Here is a 16,256-nt window from a genome sequence, read left to right on the forward strand (position 1 = left end):
TTGGGGGCGCAGGCCATCGTTGCGCAGCAAGGAATCTGGGCCTCCCATTTACGACTTCAAATGAGCTTTAGTGGGAAACGTAAATGTCGATCACTTCCCATGCATTCTTGTCCACCGTGTATTGGACCACCGACGTGTTCCACTCCTGACCATTGGGGCCAAACCGGTGGACAAGGCGTATCAGATACTCTTGCCCACCCTGACACTCAAAATAGTGCACATCGTCATATTCTTCCGGTGCAACCGCCCGCTTGAAAACGCGACGATATCCCGAACTTGTCGCAATAGGGCTGACAAGTTCCCACAGCCGAATTTGGGTGTTTTCGTCGGTGAATTCCAAACATATGGTTTCTTCAGCGGTCGCGCACGCCCCGATCCCACTCAGAGTGGCCAGCAGCCACAACAGATGAATTCTTTTCATCCGTCTTCCCCTCGCCTCGCCCTTTCGCTACACCACAGCTCAATCCCTAAGTTTCGAGGAATCCGCGCCATGGCTGCTTACCAATATGTCTACCACATGGACGGGGTCTCCAAGACCTATCCCGGCGGCAAGAAGGTGTTTGAGAACATCCGGCTCAGCTTCCTGCCCGGCGTGAAGATCGGCGTGGTCGGGGTGAACGGCGCCGGCAAGTCGACGCTGCTCAAGGTGATGGCCGGGTGGGACAAGGATTTCACCGGCGAGGCCTGGGCCGCCGAGGGCGCGAAGGTGGGCTATCTGCCGCAGGAGCCGGAGCTGGATAACAGCCTCACTGTACGCGAAAACGTCATGCTCGGCGTGAAGGCGAAGAAGGATATCCTCGACCGCTACAACGAGCTGGCCATGAACTATTCCGACGAGACGGCGGAAGAGATGGCCGAGTTGCAGGACATTATCGACGCCCAGAACCTCTGGGATCTCGACGCGCAGGTCGACGTGTCGATGGAAGCGCTGCGCTGCCCGCCGGACGATGCGATGCCGGAGAACCTTTCGGGCGGCGAGAAGCGCCGGGTCGCGCTCTGCGCGCTGCTCCTGGAAAACCCCGACATGCTGCTGCTCGACGAACCGACCAACCACCTCGACGCCGAGACCATCGCCTGGCTGCAACAGCACCTGATCGACTACAAGGGCACGATCCTGATCGTCACCCATGACCGTTATTTCCTCGACGATATCACCGGCTGGATTCTCGAACTCGACCGTGGCCGGGGCATTCCCTACGAGGGCAATTACTCGGCCTGGCTCGAGCAGAAGGCCAAGCGGCTCGCCCAGGAAGCGCGCGAAGACAAATCGCGCCAGAAGACGCTGGAGCGCGAGCTGGAATGGATCCGCCAGGGCGCGAAGGCCCGGCAATCGAAGCAGAAGGCCCGGATCGACCGCTATAACGAACTCGCCGACCAGTCGGAGCGCGAGAAGATCACCCGCGCCCAGATCGTCATCCCGCGCGGGCCGCGGCTCGGCGGCAAGGTGATCGAGGTGGAGGGGCTGAAAAAGCACATGGGCGACAAGCTGCTGGTGGAAGACCTCAGCTTCGCCCTGCCCCCCGGCGGCATCGTCGGCGTGATCGGCCCGAACGGCGCCGGCAAGACCACGCTGTTCCGGATGCTCACCGGGCAGGAACAGCCCGACGCGGGGACCATCGAATATGGCGATACGGTCAAACTCGCCTTCGTCGACCAGTCGCGCGACGATCTCGACGCGAACAAGACGGTCTGGGAAGAGATTTCCGGCGGCGGCGAGGTGATCGACCTCGGCGACGCACAGGTCAATTCCCGCGCCTATTGCTCGTCGTTCAACTTCAAGGGCGGCGACCAGCAGAAAAAGGTCGGGCTGCTCTCGGGCGGCGAACGCAACCGGGTGCATATGGCGAAGCTGCTGAAGTCCGGCGGCAACGTCCTCCTGCTCGACGAACCGACCAACGACCTCGACGTCGAAACCCTGCGCGCGCTGGAAGACGCGCTGGTCGATTTCGCCGGCTGCGCCGTGGTGATCAGCCACGACCGCTTCTTCCTCGACCGGATCTGCACGCATATCCTGGCCTTCGAAGGCGAAGCCCATGTGGAATGGTTCGAAGGCAACTTCGAGGATTACGAGGAAGACAAGAAGCGGCGGCTGGGGCCGGATGCGCTGGAGCCGAAGCGGTTGAAGTATAAGAAGTTCACCCGCTGAGGCGGGTGGACGCTTGGGGTTCCGGCTTGGGTTCGATGCGCGCGCGGCACCCGGTTGGGTGGAGCGTAGGGTGCGCATTCATGCGCACCGCGTGTCCGGTTTGTGGGACGTGCTTGGGGCCGGGGATGGTGGTGCGCATGAATGCGCACCCTACGGCCACCGGCCTTCCCGCTTCTCCCGCGGCAAAGGCCGCGCAAAAACCCAACCCTTCACTATTTCCGCAATATCAATGCCTTGGAAGCCTGTGCGAATTCGTCCAGCCTAATTCGTCACCACCCCGACAAAGTCCAGGCTCATCGTCTGCACCCCGGCGGCGATGCTCAGGCCGGTCTGCATCTGCACGCTCACCGGTTGCAGCCGGAACGCCTCGTCACCCTCGCCGAAGAGCAGATTCGCGCCGACGCCGGTGCCCAGGGTGGCCTCGGCGCCCACGCCCCGGTACTCGCCGGCCAGCGCGCCGGGCAGGTAATCGCCGGTGAACCCGGTTTCGGGGCCGAGCACCAGCCAGGCCAGCGCGCTCTTGTCGGTCATGCCGATATCAATGCCGACCTTGCGGATCGTGCCCTGATAGGCCTCCTTCACATTGCCGTCCACGCTGACATAGGTGCACTCGAAGACCTTCTTGGAGGTGACGATCGCGCCCCATCCGCCTTCGCCGAGGCAGGTCAGGGTGCCCGCCTTCACGCCGTTTTGCGCCTCAGCCGCCCCGGCGGCGAGGCTCAGGGCCAGCAGCGCGGCCAGGCCGGCGGCGCGGCGGGTGCGCGGGCGATCGGGGTCGAGATTAGCTGTGGTCATGGAAAAATCCTTTCCTCGCAGTGCCTGTCCGGTTCAGCGCCGGTTTGTCCCCCAGAGGTGTAGATGGCCGCGGTTGAAATCAATCGGCCGCCGCCGCGCTTCGCGGGTTCTTGCCGATGACGCGGCGGAAAGCCGGCGGTGGCGCTCACTGGTGCCCCGCCCGGCATCGCAGGCCCACACGGTCATGGCGGGTCTCGCGCCTATGCAGACAGGGCCGACGGCGCTATCCTCCTCTGCCAAGCCGGCATCTGTCGCCGGACGGGACCACCAGACGAAAGGAAACGCCATGCACCGCCGGACGCTCCTCGCCAGCATCGCCGCCACGCCACTTCTGGCCGCCTGCGGATTGCCGGATACCGGGGCGGGGACGCGGCTGGTCGTGCTGCGCCACACCGAGCGCACCGGGGAAAACCTGAACGCCGACGGCATCGCCCGCGCCGCGGCCCTCCCCGGCGCTCTGGCCGACATCTCCGTCGACGCGATTTTCGCCCCCGACCGCCAGCGCAATATCGACACCGCCACGCCCCTCGCCCGCGCCCGTGGCCTGACGGTGCAGGTGATCCCCGCCACCGATATCGCCAGAACCATGGTCACCGGCCGCGCCGGGCAAACGCTGGTCTGGGTCGGCAACAAGGACAACCTCGAAGCGCTGTGGGCCGAGATCCACGCGTTCGGCGCGCCGCCGATCCAGTATGGCGAGCTGTTCATCGTTTCGATGAACGGCCTGCGCGCCGGACGGGTCGAACAGCGCCGGTTCGGCGCCTGAGCGGGCGGGCGAAACCCCGGCCTCCGCTCGCGATCCCGGCGCCCTTGCGCCATGGACGGTTTACCGCCGATCGCCCGGCGCCGCGCTGGACAGGCATCGCCATGCACCTTACCCTGAACGAAACACACACGAGCAGGCAGCCCCATGTTTCGACGCGACTTTCTGGCCCTCACCGGGGCAACCGCCCTCCTGTCCGCCTGCGCCGCCCGACCGCCGGAGCTTCACGGCCGGCTCATCGTGCTGCGCCATGCCGACCGGACCTTTTCGATGCTGAACGAAAACGGCGTCGCCCGCGCCGCCGAACTGCCCGCCGCGGTCGCAGATCTGAAGATCGACGCGATCTATTGCACACCGCGCCCGCGCAATATCGACACCGCGACGCCGCTGGCCGAGGCCCGCAACCTCTCGGTCACCACGATGGAGGCAAGCGGCGCCGGCACCCGGATACTGACGGCCCATCCCGGGCAAACGGTGGTCTGGGTCGGCAATCAGGAAAACCTTGGCTTTCTCTATGCCGAGCTTGGCATTCCGGAGAAACCGCCTGTCCAGTTCGGCGAGTTGCACGTGGTCACCCTGCCCCGGGGCGGCGGCCGGCCGATTGTCGAAGAGCGCCGCTACGGCCTTGCCTGACAGGCCCTGACGGAAAAGGACGGCCCTCAGGACCGTCCTTTCCGGATTCCCCTTCGCCTCGGGCAAACCACCTTGCGATGGCCGGTGCATCGGGAAGAGTTCTTTGCGCGAGTCGCGCGCCCTTCTCGCCCTCTGGCATAGGTAATGGTATCGCAAACAGCCGCCCGCGCAAAGCAAAACCGCGCGGCGGGGGATTTGCGCGCCAAGTCAACTGTCTAGATCGCGGCGCGCGCGACAGGCGGCGATTCACGCTCCCTCAATCATCGGCATTGAGCCGGTCCGAGGTCTCACGCAGCTCGGTGAGCAGGTCGAGCAGCGCCTCCATCCGGTCGGTGCCGAAGGCAGCTTCGAGGCGGGCGTAGATCTCGGCGGAGCGCTCCGCCATCTCGGCGTATTTTTCCCGCCCCGCCGCTGTCAGCCGCACCCGGCGGCGGCGCGCATCGCCATCCTCGACCCGGGCGATGAAGCCCCGCTCGGTGAGCGCCTTCATGATCCGGCTGAGCGAGGGCGGCATCAGCACGCAGATTTCGCTCAATTCGCCCGCCGTGCGCGGCTCGCCCTCGGCCAGCGCACGGATCACCCGCCATTGCTGAACGGTGAGGCCGATCCTGTCGAGGTCGGCCCGGAACGGCGCCAGCGTCGACTCGCGGGCGCGCAGAAGCGCGATGGGCAAGGCGCGATCATAGCCTCTCACCGGCGCCACCCGCGCGGCCCGGCGCCAGCGGAATCGCGTAAAACCCGCTCAAAATCAAAGCTGTGCTGCCGCATATCTCCTCCGGTTTGCCGAAACATTATCGCCGCGCCCCGCCTCTGTCACCCGCCCCCGCATGATCGCGATTGCATTTGCTCAGGCCCGGTCCTACCATTTGATCAAATTCCCCGATCTGCGACGGAGCACGAGATGGACGGCGTCACCGAGAACGATATTTCCCACGTCATCGAGGCCGACAAGGCCCATGTCTGGCACCACCTGGTTCAGCATAAACCCTTCGAGGCCGGCGATCCCCGGATCATCGTCGAGGGCAAGGGCATGCGGGTCTGGGATGCGACCGGCAAGGAATATATCGACGCGGTGTCCGGCGCGGTCTGGACGGTGAATGTGGGCTATGGCCGCACCAGCATTGCCGATGCGATCCGCGACCAGATCGTCAAGCTGAACTATTTCGCCGGTGCCGCCGGCACCGTGCCCGGCGCGATTTTCGCCGAGAAGCTCATCGCGAAGATGCCGGGCATGAGCCGGGTCTATTACGCCAATTCGGGCAGCGAGGCGAACGAGAAGGCCTTCAAGATGGTCCGCCAGATCGCCCACAAGCGCTATGGCGGCAAGAAGCACAAGATCCTTTACCGCGAGCGCGATTATCACGGCGGCACCATCGGCACGATGAGCGCGGGCGGCCAGACCGAGCGGGTGATGCAATACGGCCCGCTCGCCCCCGGCTTCGTCGCCGTGCCGCACGCGATGGAATACCGCGCGCAATGGGATCTTTCCGGCGAGGCTTACGGCGAGCGCGCGGCGGAGGCGATCGAAGAGGTGATCCTGCGCGAAGGCCCCGACACGGTGGGCGCGCTCTGCCTTGAGCCGATCACCGCAGGCGGCGGCGTGATCGTGCCGCCGGTGGGATACTGGCAGCGCGTGCAGGAGATCTGCGACCGCTACGATATCCTTTTGCATATCGACGAGGTGGTCTGCGGCATGGGCCGCACCGGCACCTGGTTCGGCTACGAACATTACGGGCTGCGCCCTGATTTCGTGACGCTCGCCAAGGGCGTGGCCTCGGGCTATGCCGCCATTGGCGTGACGGTGACGACCGAGAAGGTCTTTGACATGTTCAAGGACGATGCCACCGACCCGCTCAACCATTTCCGCGACATTTCCACCTTCGGCGGTTGCACGGCAGGCCCGGCGGCGGCGATCGAGAACATGCGGATCATCGAGGACGAGGGGCTGCTCGACAACACCACCGCCATGGGCGCGCGGATGCTGGCCAATCTCGAAGGGCTGATGGACAAGCACCGCGTGGTGGGCGATGCGCGCGGCAAGGGGCTGTTTCTCGGGCTGGAACTGGTGGCCGACCGGACGACGAAGGAGCCGGTGCCGGAGAAGGACATTGCCGCCGTGGTGGCCGACTGCGCGGCCCAAGGCGTGATCATCGGGGCCTCGAACCGCTCGGTGCCGGGGCTGAACAACGTGCTGATGTTCGCACCAGCCCTGATCGCGACCCCGGACGATATCGACCAGATCACCGACAGCGTGGACCGGGCACTGAGCAAGGTCTTCGGCTGACGAAGGCCCCTTTGGCGGACGCGGGCCGCGCCCCGGAGCCATCCGGGACGCGGCCTTTGCTTGTCGGGTCGGCGGCGGGCGGGTGAAGACCGGCGGGCGGCGGCGGCGGGTAAAAGCCCGGGCGGCGGGGCAGACTCCGGAAATCCGGATAAGTGGAGTCCCGGCGCCGCGCAAACTCCAAGACACCGCTTTGATATAAAACAATTTTCTCACATACACCCGTGCAACTTTCCGGTTAACGAAGTGTTGACGCCGCCGGTTTTGCCGCGCCCCCAGCCCGCTGTCACGGCAGGGTGAACGCCGCCATCTTGAAATCTCGCCCCAAATGTTCCATATTTGTTCTCCCCGCAGAGGAGACCCGCCATGTATGATCACAGCCCCCTGCCGCCGACGCAGAAGCAGCTCGACTATGCCCGTGCCATCGCCCGGCGGCTCGATATGGCCATTCCGCGCGACAATCTCGAAACCCGCCAGTCGCTCTCGCGCTGGATCGACGCGCACAGGGCCGGCACCGGCAGCGCGCCGGGCGCCACGTCGCGCCAGGTCGCCTATGCCGAGAAGATCGCCCGTATCAAGCGGCGCGCCATTCCCGAGGAATGCTTCAGGGATTCCGGCCTGATGTCGCGCTGGATCGACGCGAACCGTTAGCGGTTGAGCCAGCCGCGTTTATGCACCAGGGCCATTTCGCCCACGGTGAACAGGATGCGCACCAGATGATGCAGGGTCACGATCGCCGGGTTCGCCGCGAGCGACAGGGCGATCAGGCTCATCTCGACCACCCCGCCGGGGGCGAAGCTTACCACCAGCATATCCGTGGGCAGGCCGGTGGCGATATGCACGCCCGCCGCGAGCAGCACGCCCAGCCCCATCATCGCGCTGACCGAGACAACCGAAAGCCCCATGCCGCGCAGGAACATCGTCCGCGTCATGCCGGTGAAGCGGATGCCCAGCCCGGTGCCCAGCACCACCTGCGCCACCGCCACCAGCCAGCCGGGCGCGGCGACATCCACAAGCCCGGTCATTGCCAGAGCACCGGCCACCAGCAGCGGGCCCATGAGCTGCGCCGCCGGCAGCTTCAGCCGGCTGCCAACCCAGAGCCCGGCCAGGGCGATCACCGTAACGAGCGGGATGTCATGCCAGTCCGTCGCGCCGGGGCTGAAGCTCATGCCGCCCGCCGAGCCCACCGGGTGCCCCTCCCAGAGCGACATGCCCACCGGCACCAATGTGACCACCACGATGATCCGCAGGAACTGCATCAGCGTGAGGATGCGCACATCCGCCCCTGCATCTTCGCCGAACAGGATGGATTCGAACAGCCCGCCAGGGCTGCCGGAATAATAGGCCGTGGCGCGGTCATAGCCGCCAAGACGGCGGAAAATCAGGTAGTTGGTCGCATGGGCACCAAGCACGAAAACCGCCACCGCCGGCACCGAGACCAGCATCAGCGGCAAGAGCGAGAGCACATCCGGCGTCAGCCGCGCGCCGATCATCGTGCCGATCACGCCGACAAAGATCATGCGGACCTTCATCGGAAACTCGTAGCCGGCCGGGAAGCGGCGCTGCCCCACCGCGACGGCCAGCGCCGAGGCGGTCAGGCTGCCCAGCATATAGGGCAGCGGCATCCCGAGCCAGGCCATCACCGTGCCGCCGAGCCCGCCCAGGGCGAGCAGCACGATCGTGAAGGCGATATGGGCGAGAGGCGGGAGGGTCATGCTCGTTGGGTATACCGCGGCACACCGGGGCACAAGGGCGTGATATGTTACACGATTCCGCCGAATTGCCTGCATCCGTAACATATTCCTTGCGCCGAATCGCCGCAGCAATTACCCCTGACCATGCGGTCGGCTTTGCGAAGCCGTCAGGATCAGGGAGGACGGGCCAGATATGGCAGACGCATATATCTGCGATGCGCAACGCACACCTATTGGCCGCTATGGCGGCGCGCTCTCGCCGGTGCGCGCCGATGATCTTGCCGCGCTGCCCATCGCGGCACTGATTGCCCGCAATCCGCAGGTGGACTGGTCGGCGATCGACGATGTGATCTTCGGCGATGCCAATCAGGCCGGCGAAGACAACCGCAACGTCGCCCGCATGGCCGCCCTGCTCTCGGGCCTGCCGGTCGAGGTGCCGGGCACGACGATGAACCGGCTCTGCGCCTCGGGGATGGATGCGGTGGGCACCGCCGCGCGCGGGATCAAAGCGGGCGATTACGATCTGGTCATCGCCGGCGGGGTCGAAAGCATGAGCCGGGCGCCCTTCGTGATGCCCAAGGCCGACGCCGCCTTTTCGCGCGCCAACGCGGTCTATGACACCACCATCGGCTGGCGCTTCGTCAACCCGAAGATGGATGCCGCCCACGGCACCCATTCGATGCCCGAAACCGCCGACAACGTCGCCGAGGATTACAAGATCAGCCGCGCGGATCAGGACGCGTTCGCCGCCCGCTCGCAGGCCCGCTGGGCCGCCGCCCATGCCGCCGGGCGGTTCGATGACGAGATCTGCCCGGTCACCATCCCGCAGCGCAAGGGCGAGCCGCTCGTGGTCGATACCGACGAGCACCCGCGCCCCGGCACCACGGCGGAGACGCTGGCCAGATTGCGCGGGGTGAACGGCGCCGACAAGACCGTCACTGCCGGCAATGCCTCCGGGGTCAACGACGGGGCGGCGGCGCTGCTCATCGCCTCCGGCGCGGCGGTGGAGAAATACCGGCTGACGCCGCTTGCGCGCATTGTCACCATGCAGTCGGCGGGCGTGCCGCCCCGCGTGATGGGCATCGGCCCCGTTCCCGCCAGCCGCAAGGCGCTGGCTAAGGCCGGGCTGACCATCGGCGATATCGACGTGATCGAGCTGAACGAAGCCTTCGCCAGCCAGTCGCTCGCCACCCTGCGCGAGCTGGGCCTGCCCGACGACGCGGCCCATGTGAACCCCAATGGCGGCGCCATCGCCATGGGCCATCCGCTCGGCATGTCCGGCGCACGGCTGGTGATGACCGCCGCTTACGAACTTCAGAAAACCGGCAGCCGCTACGCGCTCTGCACCATGTGCGTGGGCGTGGGGCAAGGCGTCGCCACCATTCTCGAAAGGGTCTGACCATGTATGCACAGATGGTGAAATCGACCGGCCAGGGCGTGAAACCGCGTGAGGACATGAGCCCCGAAGAGCGCCATTTCCAGGACCGGGTGGATGCAAACGAGAAGATCGAGCCGAAAGACTGGATGCCCGACGGCTACCGCAAGACGCTGATCCGCCAGATCGCCCAGCACGCCCATTCCGAGGTGGTCGGCCAATTGCCCGAGGGCAACTGGATCACCCGCGCGCCAACGCTGGAACGCAAGGCGATCCTGCTGGCGAAGGTGCAGGACGAGGCGGGCCACGGGCTCTATCTCTACTGCGCCGCCGAGACGCTGGGCATCAGCCGCGACGAGCTGACCGAAAAGCTGCTTGATGGCTCGATGAAATATAGTTCAATATTCAACTATCCCACATTGACCTGGGCCGATATCGGCGCGGTGGGCTGGCTGGTGGACGGCGCCGCGATCATGAATCAGGTGCCGCTGCAGCGCACCTCCTACGGCCCCTACAGCCGCGCGATGATCCGCATCTGCAAGGAAGAGAGCTTTCACCAGCGCCAGGGCTTCGACATCATGATGAAGATGGCGCAGGGCACCGAAGCCCAGCGCCGCATGGCGCAGGATGCGCTCAACCGCTTCTGGTATCCCTCGCTGATGATGTTCGGCCCGTCCGACAAGGACAGCGTGCATTCGGCGCAGTCGATGGCGTGGAAGATCAAGATCAACACCAATGACGAGTTGCGCCAGAAATTCGTCGATCAGACCGTGCCGCAGGCCCATTACCTCGGCCTCACCGTGCCCGATGACGATCTGCGCTTCAACGACGAGACCGGGCACTGGGATTTTTCCGAGCCCGACTGGTCGGAATTCTATGAGGTGCTCAAGGGCAACGGCCCCTGCAACGAAGAGCGCATGGCCGCGCGGCGCAAGGCCTGGGACGATGGCGCCTGGGTGCGCGAAGGGCTGATGGCCCATGCCGGGAAACGCAGCCACCGCACCGCGGCCGAATAGGGAAAGAGCGAAATGTCGAAAGAATGGCCCCTGTGGGAAATCTTCATCCGTGGCCAGCACGGGATGAGCCACCGTCATGTCGGCAGCCTGCACGCGCCCGATGCCGAAATGGCGATCAGGAATGCGCGTGATGTCTATACCCGCCGCAACGAGGGGGTGAGCATCTGGGTGGTCAAGGCCGCCGATATCGCCGCCTCGTCGCCCTCCGACAAGGGCCCGCTTTACGAGCCGTCGGAAAGCAAGGTCTACCGCCACCCCACCTTCTTCGACATCCCCGACGATGTGGGGGCGATGTGATGGATCAGGCGCTGTTCGAATTCTGCCTGCGGATGGGGGATAACACCCTCGTTCTCGGCCACCGCGTTTCCGAATGGTGCGGCCATGCGCCGGTGCTGGAGGAAGACATCGCGCTGGCCAATACCGCGCTCGACCTGATCGGCCAGACCCAGCTCTGGCTCGGCCTTGCCGGCGAGGTCGAGGGTGCGGGCCGCGACGCCGATGCGCTCGCCTTCCGCCGCGATGCCTGGGATTTCCGTTCCGTCCTGCTGGTGGAGCAGCCCAACGGCGATTTCGGCCAGACGATCCTGCGGCAATACCTGTTCGATCAATATCAGGCGCTGATGCTGGCCGAACTGGTGGCGAGCAGCGATGCGCGGGTTTCGGCCATCGCCCAGAAGGCGGCAAAGGAGGTCGCCTATCATCTCGACCGCTCGCGCGACACGGTCGTCGGCCTTGGCGACGGCACCGACGAAAGCCACACGCGGATGCAGGCGGCGCTCGACCGGCTCTATCCCTTCGTCGGCGAGCTTTTCGGCGAGGACGATCTGGATCGTGAGGTGGCGGCGCGCGGCATCGCCCCCCTGCCCGCCTCTTTGCGCGCGGCTTACGATGCGGCACTGGCCGCGACGATGGACGAGGCCACCCTCGCCCTGCCCGACAGCCGCTGGAGCCAGTCCGGCGGACGCGACGGCACGCGCCATTCGGAGCATCTGGGCCATCTGCTGACCGAGATGCAATGGCTCCAGCGCGCCTATCCGGACGCGAGATGGTAGCGCAGCCCTCAACCGACGAGATCTGGGCCGTGCTCGCCCGGGTGCCCGATCCGGAGATCCCGGCGATCAGCCTCACCGATCTCGGGATCATCCGCGATATCGCCTGGGAGGGTGAGACGCTGGCCGTTACGGTCACCCCCACCTATTCCGGCTGCCCGGCCACCTCGCTGATCAATTTCGAGATCGAAACCGCGCTGCGCGAAGCGGGGATCGAGCGGATCGACCTGCGCCGCCAGCTTGCCCCGCCCTGGACGACCGACTGGCTCTCGCAGGAAGGCCGCGCCAAGCTGGAAGCCTATGGCATCGCCCCGCCGACAGCGGCTAGGGGGCCGGAGAAATGCCCGCGCTGCGGCAGCACCCATGTGGAACGGATCAGCCAGTTCGGCTCGACGCCCTGCAAAGCGCAATGGCGCTGCAAGGAGTGCCGCGAGCCCTTCGACTACTTCAAGTGCATCTGAGGGAAACCCATGCAATTCCATGAACTTACCGTCACAGACGTACAGAACACCAGCCGTGACGCCACCGTCGTCACCCTCGCGCCGAAGCCCGGCGAGGAAGCCGCCTTCCGGTTCATGCCGGGCCAGCACCTGACCTTCCGGCGCGATTTCGACGGCGAGGAGTTGCGCCGCTCCTACTCGCTCTGCGTGTCGCCCGGCGACGGCATGCTGAAGGTCGGGATCAAGCGCGTCGACGGCGGGGCGTTTTCCAACTGGGTGAACGACACGCTCAGGCCCGGCGACGTGATCGAGGCGATGCCGCCCTCGGGCGTCTTCCACCTGCCCGAAGCCCGCAGCGCGCGCAATTACCTCGGCTTCGCGGGCGGTTCCGGCATCACGCCGGTGCTCTCGATCCTCAAGACCGTGCTCGAAGAGGAGCCGGGCAGCAATTTCACGCTAGTCTATGCCAACCGCGCGGTGAACACGATCATGTTCCGCGAAGAGCTGGAAGACCTGAAGAACCGCTATATGGGCCGGCTCACCGTGATCCACGTGCTGGAAAACGACACCCAGGAGATCGACCTGTTCACCGGCCGTGTCGACGCGACGAAATGCGCCCAGTTGTTCAGCCACTGGATCGACCTCACCGCCATCGACGCCACCTATATCTGCGGCCCCGAACCGATGATGAAATCCATCGAACAGGCGCTGCTGGCACAGGATTTTCCGGCGGATGCGATCCATTACGAGCTGTTCCTCTCCGCCCAGCCCGGCCGCCTCGCCCGGAAGGTGGCGGCGGCGAAACAGGCGGGCGGCGATACCGAAGCGATCATCACCATCGACGGCGCCACCCGCAACGTGCAGATGAACCGCGATACTTCGGTGCTCGAAGCGGCGCTGGCCAACGATCTGCCCGCGCCCTATTCCTGCACCGCCGGCGTCTGCTCCACCTGCATGGCGAAGGTGACGGAGGGCGAGGTGGAGATGCGCGCCAACCATGCGCTGGAAGATCACGAGGTGGCGGCGGGCTATGTGCTCACCTGCCAGTGCTACCCGCTCTCCGACAAGGTGGTGGTGAACTACGACGTGCACGGCTGACCGCCACCCGGCACAAGACGCGAACAGGGAGACAGACATGGTGCAACAGGTGGCCAGCTTTGCGGCCGGCGAGTGGATCGCCCCGGGGTCGGGCGCCCGCCCGATCTATTCGGCGATTAGCGGAAAAGTGATAGCTGAAGCCGGTGGCGGGGCGTTGGACTTTGCCCAAATGTTGGATTTCGGTAAGTCAACCGGCGGCCCGGCCCTGCGCGCGATGGGCTTTCACGAGCGCGCGGCGATGCTGAAGGCGCTGGCGCTTTACCTGCAGGAGCGCCGCGAGGCCCTCTATGACATCTCCTACGATACCGGCGCCACCCTTGGCGACCACAAATTCGATATCGACGGCGGCATCGGCACGCTCTTCGTCTTCTCCTCGAAGGGGCGGCGCGAAATGCCCGACGGCCAGATCTACCTCGACGGCGGGCTTGAGCGCTTCGGCAGGGCGGGCAGCTTCATGGGCCAGCACGTCGCCGTGCCGCTGCAGGGCATCGCCGTGCATATCAACGCCTTCAACTTCCCGCTCTGGGGAATGCTCGAAAAGCTCGCCCCCACCCTGCTGGCAGGCGTGCCCGCCATCGTCAAACCGGCCACGGCGACCAGCTACGTGACCGAGCTTGCGGTGCGGATGATCCTCGAAAGCGGCATCCTGCCCGACGGCGCGCTGCAATTCATCGCCGGCGGCACCGGCGATCTGCTCGACCGGCTCGGCGGTCAGGATGTGGTGAGCTTCACCGGCTCGGCGGAGACCGGCAATTCCCTGCGCGCACGGCCCAACCTCCTGGAAAACGCGGTGCGCTTCGTGGCCGAGCAGGACAGCCTGAACGCCTCGATCCTCGGCCCGGATGTCGCGCCCGGCTCTCCGGCCTTCGACATCTTCATCAAGGAAGCCCACCGCGAGATGACGGTGAAGGCCGGGCAGAAATGCACCGCCATTCGCCGGATCTTCGCCCCCGAGGCGCATCTGCCCGCCGTGATCGAGGCGCTGTCGGCCCGGCTCGCCGCCACCCCGGTCGGCGATCCACGCGACAAGGCCACCCGCATGGGCGCGCTCGTCTCCGCCGGGCAGAAGGCCGATGTGCTCGCCAAAGCCGCGATCATCGGTGAAGAGGCCGAGCGGGTGTTTGGCGATCCCGACGATTTCGCGCTGGCCGGGAATGTCAGCCGCGATGCCTTCCTGCCGCCGATGCTGTTCCATTGCGCCGATCCGGACGCGGCCAGCAAGGTGCACGCCACCGAAGCCTTCGGCCCGGTCTCGACGGTGATGCCCTACCGCGATCTCGATCATGCCATCGCGCTGGCCAACCGGGGCGGGGGCAGCCTCGTGGCCTCGATCGTCACCGAGTCCGGCGAGGTGGCCCGCCATGCGGTGCTGAACGCGGGCCCCTCGCATGGGCGGCTCTACTTCAACAACCCCGCCAGCGCGCCCGAGGCCACCGGCCACGGCGCGCCGATGCCGCATATGATCCACGGCGGCCCCGGCCGCGCGGGCGGCGGCGAGGAGCTGGGCGGCGTGCGCGGCGTGCTGCACTACATGCAGCGCGTTGCGGTGCAAGGCTCGCCCGACCTGCTCACCGCCATCGGCAAGCGCTGGGTGCCCGGCGCGGCGGAAGTCACCGGCCCCGCCCATCCCTTCACCCGCCATTATGACGATCTGGCGATCGGCGAGACGCTCCACACCGCCTCGCGTGAGATCACGCTGGACGACATCGAGCATTTCGCCCGGTTCACCGGCGACACCTTCTATGCCCATATGGACGAGGCCGCCGCAGCGGCCAACCCGTTCTTTCCAGGCCGGGTGGCGCATGGCTATCTGCTGCTTTCCTTCGCCGCCGGGCTGTTCGTCCAGCCCGATCCCGGCCCGGTGCTCGCCAATACCGGGCTCGACAACCTGCGCTTCATGAAGCCGGTGGTGCCGGGCGAGCACCTGTCGGTGCGGCTCACGGTGAAGGAAAAGACCCGCCGCACCGACAGCTACGGCGAGGTGCGCTGGCATGTGACGCTCTACAACCAGGACGACGAGGTGGTGGCGGAATACGAGCTCCTCACCATGAACGCCTACCGGTGAGCACCGCGCGCGTCATATCCGCGCTCACCCGCGATGGCGAGCCGCGCACATGGTCGCTCATCGTCACGGCCTTCGGCGATCTTGCCCGCAGCGATGGCGCCGAACTGTCCGGCCCGGTGCTCAGCGCCATCACCGGGCGGATCGGCGTCAGGCCCGAAGCGATGCGGGTGGCGCTGCACCGGTTGCGCAAGGATGGCTGGATCGCCTCGCGCCGGGCCGGGCGCGTGTCCTATTACCGCCTCACCCCGGCGGGCCGCGCCGAGGCGCAGGCCGCCAGCCCGCGCATCTATGCCACCGGAGCACCCGCGCCCGAAACCTGGCATATCCTCGTGGCCGGCCCCACCGAAATGGCCGAGCGGCTGGCGCTGGAGAGCCGGCTGGCGGCGGAGGGCTACGTGGCGCTGGCGCCGGGGGCCTGGCTGGGGCCGGGAGAGGGCGCCGACCGCGAGGGGCTCCTGCGCCTCGCGGGGCCGGATCTGAGCGTGCCCGGCTGGCTGCGCGCGGCAAACATGCCGCCCGAGCTTGCCGCGGCCTATGCCAGCTTCGCCGCCCATCTGGACGAGGCCGAAACCGCGCTGGCCGAAACCGACCCGGCCGCGCTTTCCGACCTCGACCGCGCCGCGCTGCGGGTGCTGATCGTGCATGGCTGGCGCCGGCTGGTGCTGCGCCACCCCGCCCTGCCCGACGCGCTCTTTCCCGCCGACTGGCGCGGGGCGGAATTGCGCCGCCGCGTCGCCGCCCTGCTCGATGCCATCGGCCACCCGGCGCTGGACCGGATCGAACCCGCTCCGGTGCTGTCGGGCAAATAAGGCACCGCGCCCGCACGGGTCACCGGCATTGCACAACATCTTCCCAGATTCGCAGAAATGCCGCCACAAATCGGGCTCATTGCACCGGCAAT

Annotated in this window: 17 protein-coding genes; 13 read left to right on the top strand and 4 right to left on the bottom strand. The window is 66.4% G+C overall.

From position 1 onward, the window contains the following. Window positions 1–67 precede the first annotated feature (67 nt). A complete protein-coding gene (locus QMG28_RS05380; RefSeq protein ID WP_281841187.1) occupies window positions 68–421 on the bottom strand; it encodes a hypothetical protein in 354 nt (117 codons plus the stop codon). Between the two features lie 69 nt (window positions 422–490). On the opposite strand from QMG28_RS05380, the gene ettA reads away from it, so the two are divergent. Next, complete coding sequence (gene ettA, locus QMG28_RS05385; protein ID WP_281841188.1) at window positions 491–2,146, top strand: energy-dependent translational throttle protein EttA; 1,656 nt, start codon at window positions 491–493, stop codon at window positions 2,144–2,146. 261 nt (window positions 2,147–2,407) lie between these two features. On the opposite strand, the gene QMG28_RS05390 is transcribed toward ettA, so the two are convergent. Continuing rightward, window positions 2,408–2,941, bottom strand: coding sequence for a DUF992 domain-containing protein (locus QMG28_RS05390; protein WP_281841189.1), 534 nt, complete (start codon window positions 2,939–2,941; stop codon window positions 2,408–2,410). A 286-nt stretch (window positions 2,942–3,227) separates the two neighbouring features. Between QMG28_RS05390 and QMG28_RS05395 the strand changes: the two genes are divergently transcribed. Both QMG28_RS05395 and QMG28_RS05400 read left to right on the top strand, forming a co-directional pair. Beyond that, window positions 3,228–3,707 carry a histidine phosphatase family protein gene (locus QMG28_RS05395; RefSeq protein WP_281841190.1) on the top strand — a complete coding sequence of 160 codons (480 nt, stop codon included), beginning with the start codon at window positions 3,228–3,230 and terminating at the stop codon, window positions 3,705–3,707. A 144-nt stretch (window positions 3,708–3,851) separates the two neighbouring features. After that, the gene (locus QMG28_RS05400) at window positions 3,852–4,337 is read left to right on the top strand and encodes a histidine phosphatase family protein (protein ID WP_281841191.1); all 486 of its coding nucleotides are present in this window, start codon (window positions 3,852–3,854) and stop codon (window positions 4,335–4,337) included. Window positions 4,338–4,593: 256 nt separating this feature from the next. Here QMG28_RS05400 and QMG28_RS05405 read toward each other — a convergent pair whose 3' ends face one another. Further along, entirely contained in the window at window positions 4,594–5,031 is a 438-nt protein-coding gene (locus tag QMG28_RS05405; RefSeq protein WP_281841192.1) for a MarR family transcriptional regulator, read from the bottom strand. Window positions 5,032–5,238: 207 nt separating this feature from the next. Here QMG28_RS05405 and QMG28_RS05410 point away from each other — a divergent pair, with 207 nt between their 5' ends. Both QMG28_RS05410 and QMG28_RS05415 read left to right on the top strand, forming a co-directional pair. Further along, window positions 5,239–6,621, top strand: coding sequence for an aminotransferase family protein (locus tag QMG28_RS05410; protein ID WP_281841193.1), 1,383 nt, complete (start codon window positions 5,239–5,241; stop codon window positions 6,619–6,621). 363 nt (window positions 6,622–6,984) lie between these two features. Then, entirely contained in the window at window positions 6,985–7,269 is a 285-nt protein-coding gene (locus QMG28_RS05415) for a hypothetical protein (RefSeq protein WP_281841194.1), read from the top strand. Here the strand turns inward: QMG28_RS05415 and QMG28_RS05420 are convergent. Further along, entirely contained in the window at window positions 7,266–8,333 is a 1,068-nt protein-coding gene (locus tag QMG28_RS05420) for an AbrB family transcriptional regulator (RefSeq protein ID WP_281841195.1), read from the bottom strand. The two genes, QMG28_RS05415 and QMG28_RS05420, sit on opposite strands and share 4 nt — an antisense overlap. A 172-nt stretch (window positions 8,334–8,505) precedes the next feature. Here QMG28_RS05420 and pcaF point away from each other — a divergent pair, with 172 nt between their 5' ends. From pcaF to QMG28_RS05460, 8 genes are read left to right on the top strand one after another with little or no spacing between them, the layout of a single operon-like run. Beyond that, window positions 8,506–9,711 carry a 3-oxoadipyl-CoA thiolase gene (pcaF, locus tag QMG28_RS05425; protein WP_281841196.1) on the top strand — a complete coding sequence of 402 codons (1,206 nt, stop codon included), beginning with the start codon at window positions 8,506–8,508 and terminating at the stop codon, window positions 9,709–9,711. Window positions 9,712–9,713: 2 nt separating this feature from the next. Next, window positions 9,714–10,703: a 1,2-phenylacetyl-CoA epoxidase subunit PaaA gene (gene paaA, locus QMG28_RS05430; protein WP_281841197.1), complete on the top strand. Its 990-nt coding sequence runs from the start codon at window positions 9,714–9,716 to the stop codon at window positions 10,701–10,703. A gap of 12 nt (window positions 10,704–10,715) precedes the next feature. Next, window positions 10,716–11,000 carry a 1,2-phenylacetyl-CoA epoxidase subunit PaaB gene (paaB, locus tag QMG28_RS05435; protein WP_281841198.1) on the top strand — a complete coding sequence of 95 codons (285 nt, stop codon included), beginning with the start codon at window positions 10,716–10,718 and terminating at the stop codon, window positions 10,998–11,000. After that, window positions 11,000–11,755: a 1,2-phenylacetyl-CoA epoxidase subunit PaaC gene (gene paaC, locus QMG28_RS05440; RefSeq protein WP_281841199.1), complete on the top strand. Its 756-nt coding sequence runs from the start codon at window positions 11,000–11,002 to the stop codon at window positions 11,753–11,755. The genes paaB and paaC overlap by 1 nt, the downstream gene beginning before the upstream one ends. Continuing rightward, entirely contained in the window at window positions 11,749–12,213 is a 465-nt protein-coding gene (gene paaD / locus QMG28_RS05445; RefSeq protein WP_281841200.1) for a 1,2-phenylacetyl-CoA epoxidase subunit PaaD, read from the top strand. The genes paaC and paaD overlap by 7 nt, the downstream gene beginning before the upstream one ends. 9 nt (window positions 12,214–12,222) lie before the next feature. After that, the gene (locus tag QMG28_RS05450) at window positions 12,223–13,290 is read left to right on the top strand and encodes a ferredoxin--NADP reductase (RefSeq protein ID WP_281841201.1); all 1,068 of its coding nucleotides are present in this window, start codon (window positions 12,223–12,225) and stop codon (window positions 13,288–13,290) included. 37 nt (window positions 13,291–13,327) lie between these two features. Continuing rightward, the gene (paaZ, locus tag QMG28_RS05455) at window positions 13,328–15,355 is read left to right on the top strand and encodes a phenylacetic acid degradation bifunctional protein PaaZ (RefSeq protein ID WP_281841202.1); all 2,028 of its coding nucleotides are present in this window, start codon (window positions 13,328–13,330) and stop codon (window positions 15,353–15,355) included. Next, the gene (locus tag QMG28_RS05460; RefSeq protein ID WP_281841203.1) at window positions 15,352–16,164 is read left to right on the top strand and encodes a PaaX family transcriptional regulator C-terminal domain-containing protein; all 813 of its coding nucleotides are present in this window, start codon (window positions 15,352–15,354) and stop codon (window positions 16,162–16,164) included. The genes paaZ and QMG28_RS05460 overlap by 4 nt, the downstream gene beginning before the upstream one ends. Window positions 16,165–16,256: the final 92 nt, after the last annotated feature.

Source organism: Sinisalibacter aestuarii, from assembly GCF_027923545.1.
Lineage (GTDB): Bacteria > Pseudomonadota > Alphaproteobacteria > Rhodobacterales > Rhodobacteraceae > Sinisalibacter > Sinisalibacter aestuarii.

Excerpts from the sequence above, each read along its gene's own strand:
- QMG28_RS05380 (WP_281841187.1), bottom strand. The coding sequence starts at position 421 with ATGAAAAGAATTCATCTGTTGTGGCTGCTGGCCACTCTGAGTGGGATC.
- ettA (WP_281841188.1), top strand. The coding sequence starts at position 491 with ATGGCTGCTTACCAATATGTCTACCACATGGACGGGGTCTCCAAGACC.
- QMG28_RS05390 (WP_281841189.1), bottom strand. The coding sequence starts at position 2,941 with ATGACCACAGCTAATCTCGACCCCGATCGCCCGCGCACCCGCCGCGCC.
- QMG28_RS05395 (WP_281841190.1), top strand. The coding sequence starts at position 3,228 with ATGCACCGCCGGACGCTCCTCGCCAGCATCGCCGCCACGCCACTTCTG.
- QMG28_RS05400 (WP_281841191.1), top strand. The coding sequence starts at position 3,852 with ATGTTTCGACGCGACTTTCTGGCCCTCACCGGGGCAACCGCCCTCCTG.
- QMG28_RS05410 (WP_281841193.1), top strand. The coding sequence starts at position 5,239 with ATGGACGGCGTCACCGAGAACGATATTTCCCACGTCATCGAGGCCGAC.
- QMG28_RS05415 (WP_281841194.1), top strand. The coding sequence starts at position 6,985 with ATGTATGATCACAGCCCCCTGCCGCCGACGCAGAAGCAGCTCGACTAT.
- QMG28_RS05420 (WP_281841195.1), bottom strand. The coding sequence starts at position 8,333 with ATGACCCTCCCGCCTCTCGCCCATATCGCCTTCACGATCGTGCTGCTC.
- pcaF (WP_281841196.1), top strand. The coding sequence starts at position 8,506 with ATGGCAGACGCATATATCTGCGATGCGCAACGCACACCTATTGGCCGC.
- paaA (WP_281841197.1), top strand. The coding sequence starts at position 9,714 with ATGTATGCACAGATGGTGAAATCGACCGGCCAGGGCGTGAAACCGCGT.
- paaB (WP_281841198.1), top strand. The coding sequence starts at position 10,716 with ATGTCGAAAGAATGGCCCCTGTGGGAAATCTTCATCCGTGGCCAGCAC.
- paaC (WP_281841199.1), top strand. The coding sequence starts at position 11,000 with ATGGATCAGGCGCTGTTCGAATTCTGCCTGCGGATGGGGGATAACACC.
- paaD (WP_281841200.1), top strand. The coding sequence starts at position 11,749 with ATGGTAGCGCAGCCCTCAACCGACGAGATCTGGGCCGTGCTCGCCCGG.
- QMG28_RS05450 (WP_281841201.1), top strand. The coding sequence starts at position 12,223 with ATGCAATTCCATGAACTTACCGTCACAGACGTACAGAACACCAGCCGT.
- paaZ (WP_281841202.1), top strand. The coding sequence starts at position 13,328 with ATGGTGCAACAGGTGGCCAGCTTTGCGGCCGGCGAGTGGATCGCCCCG.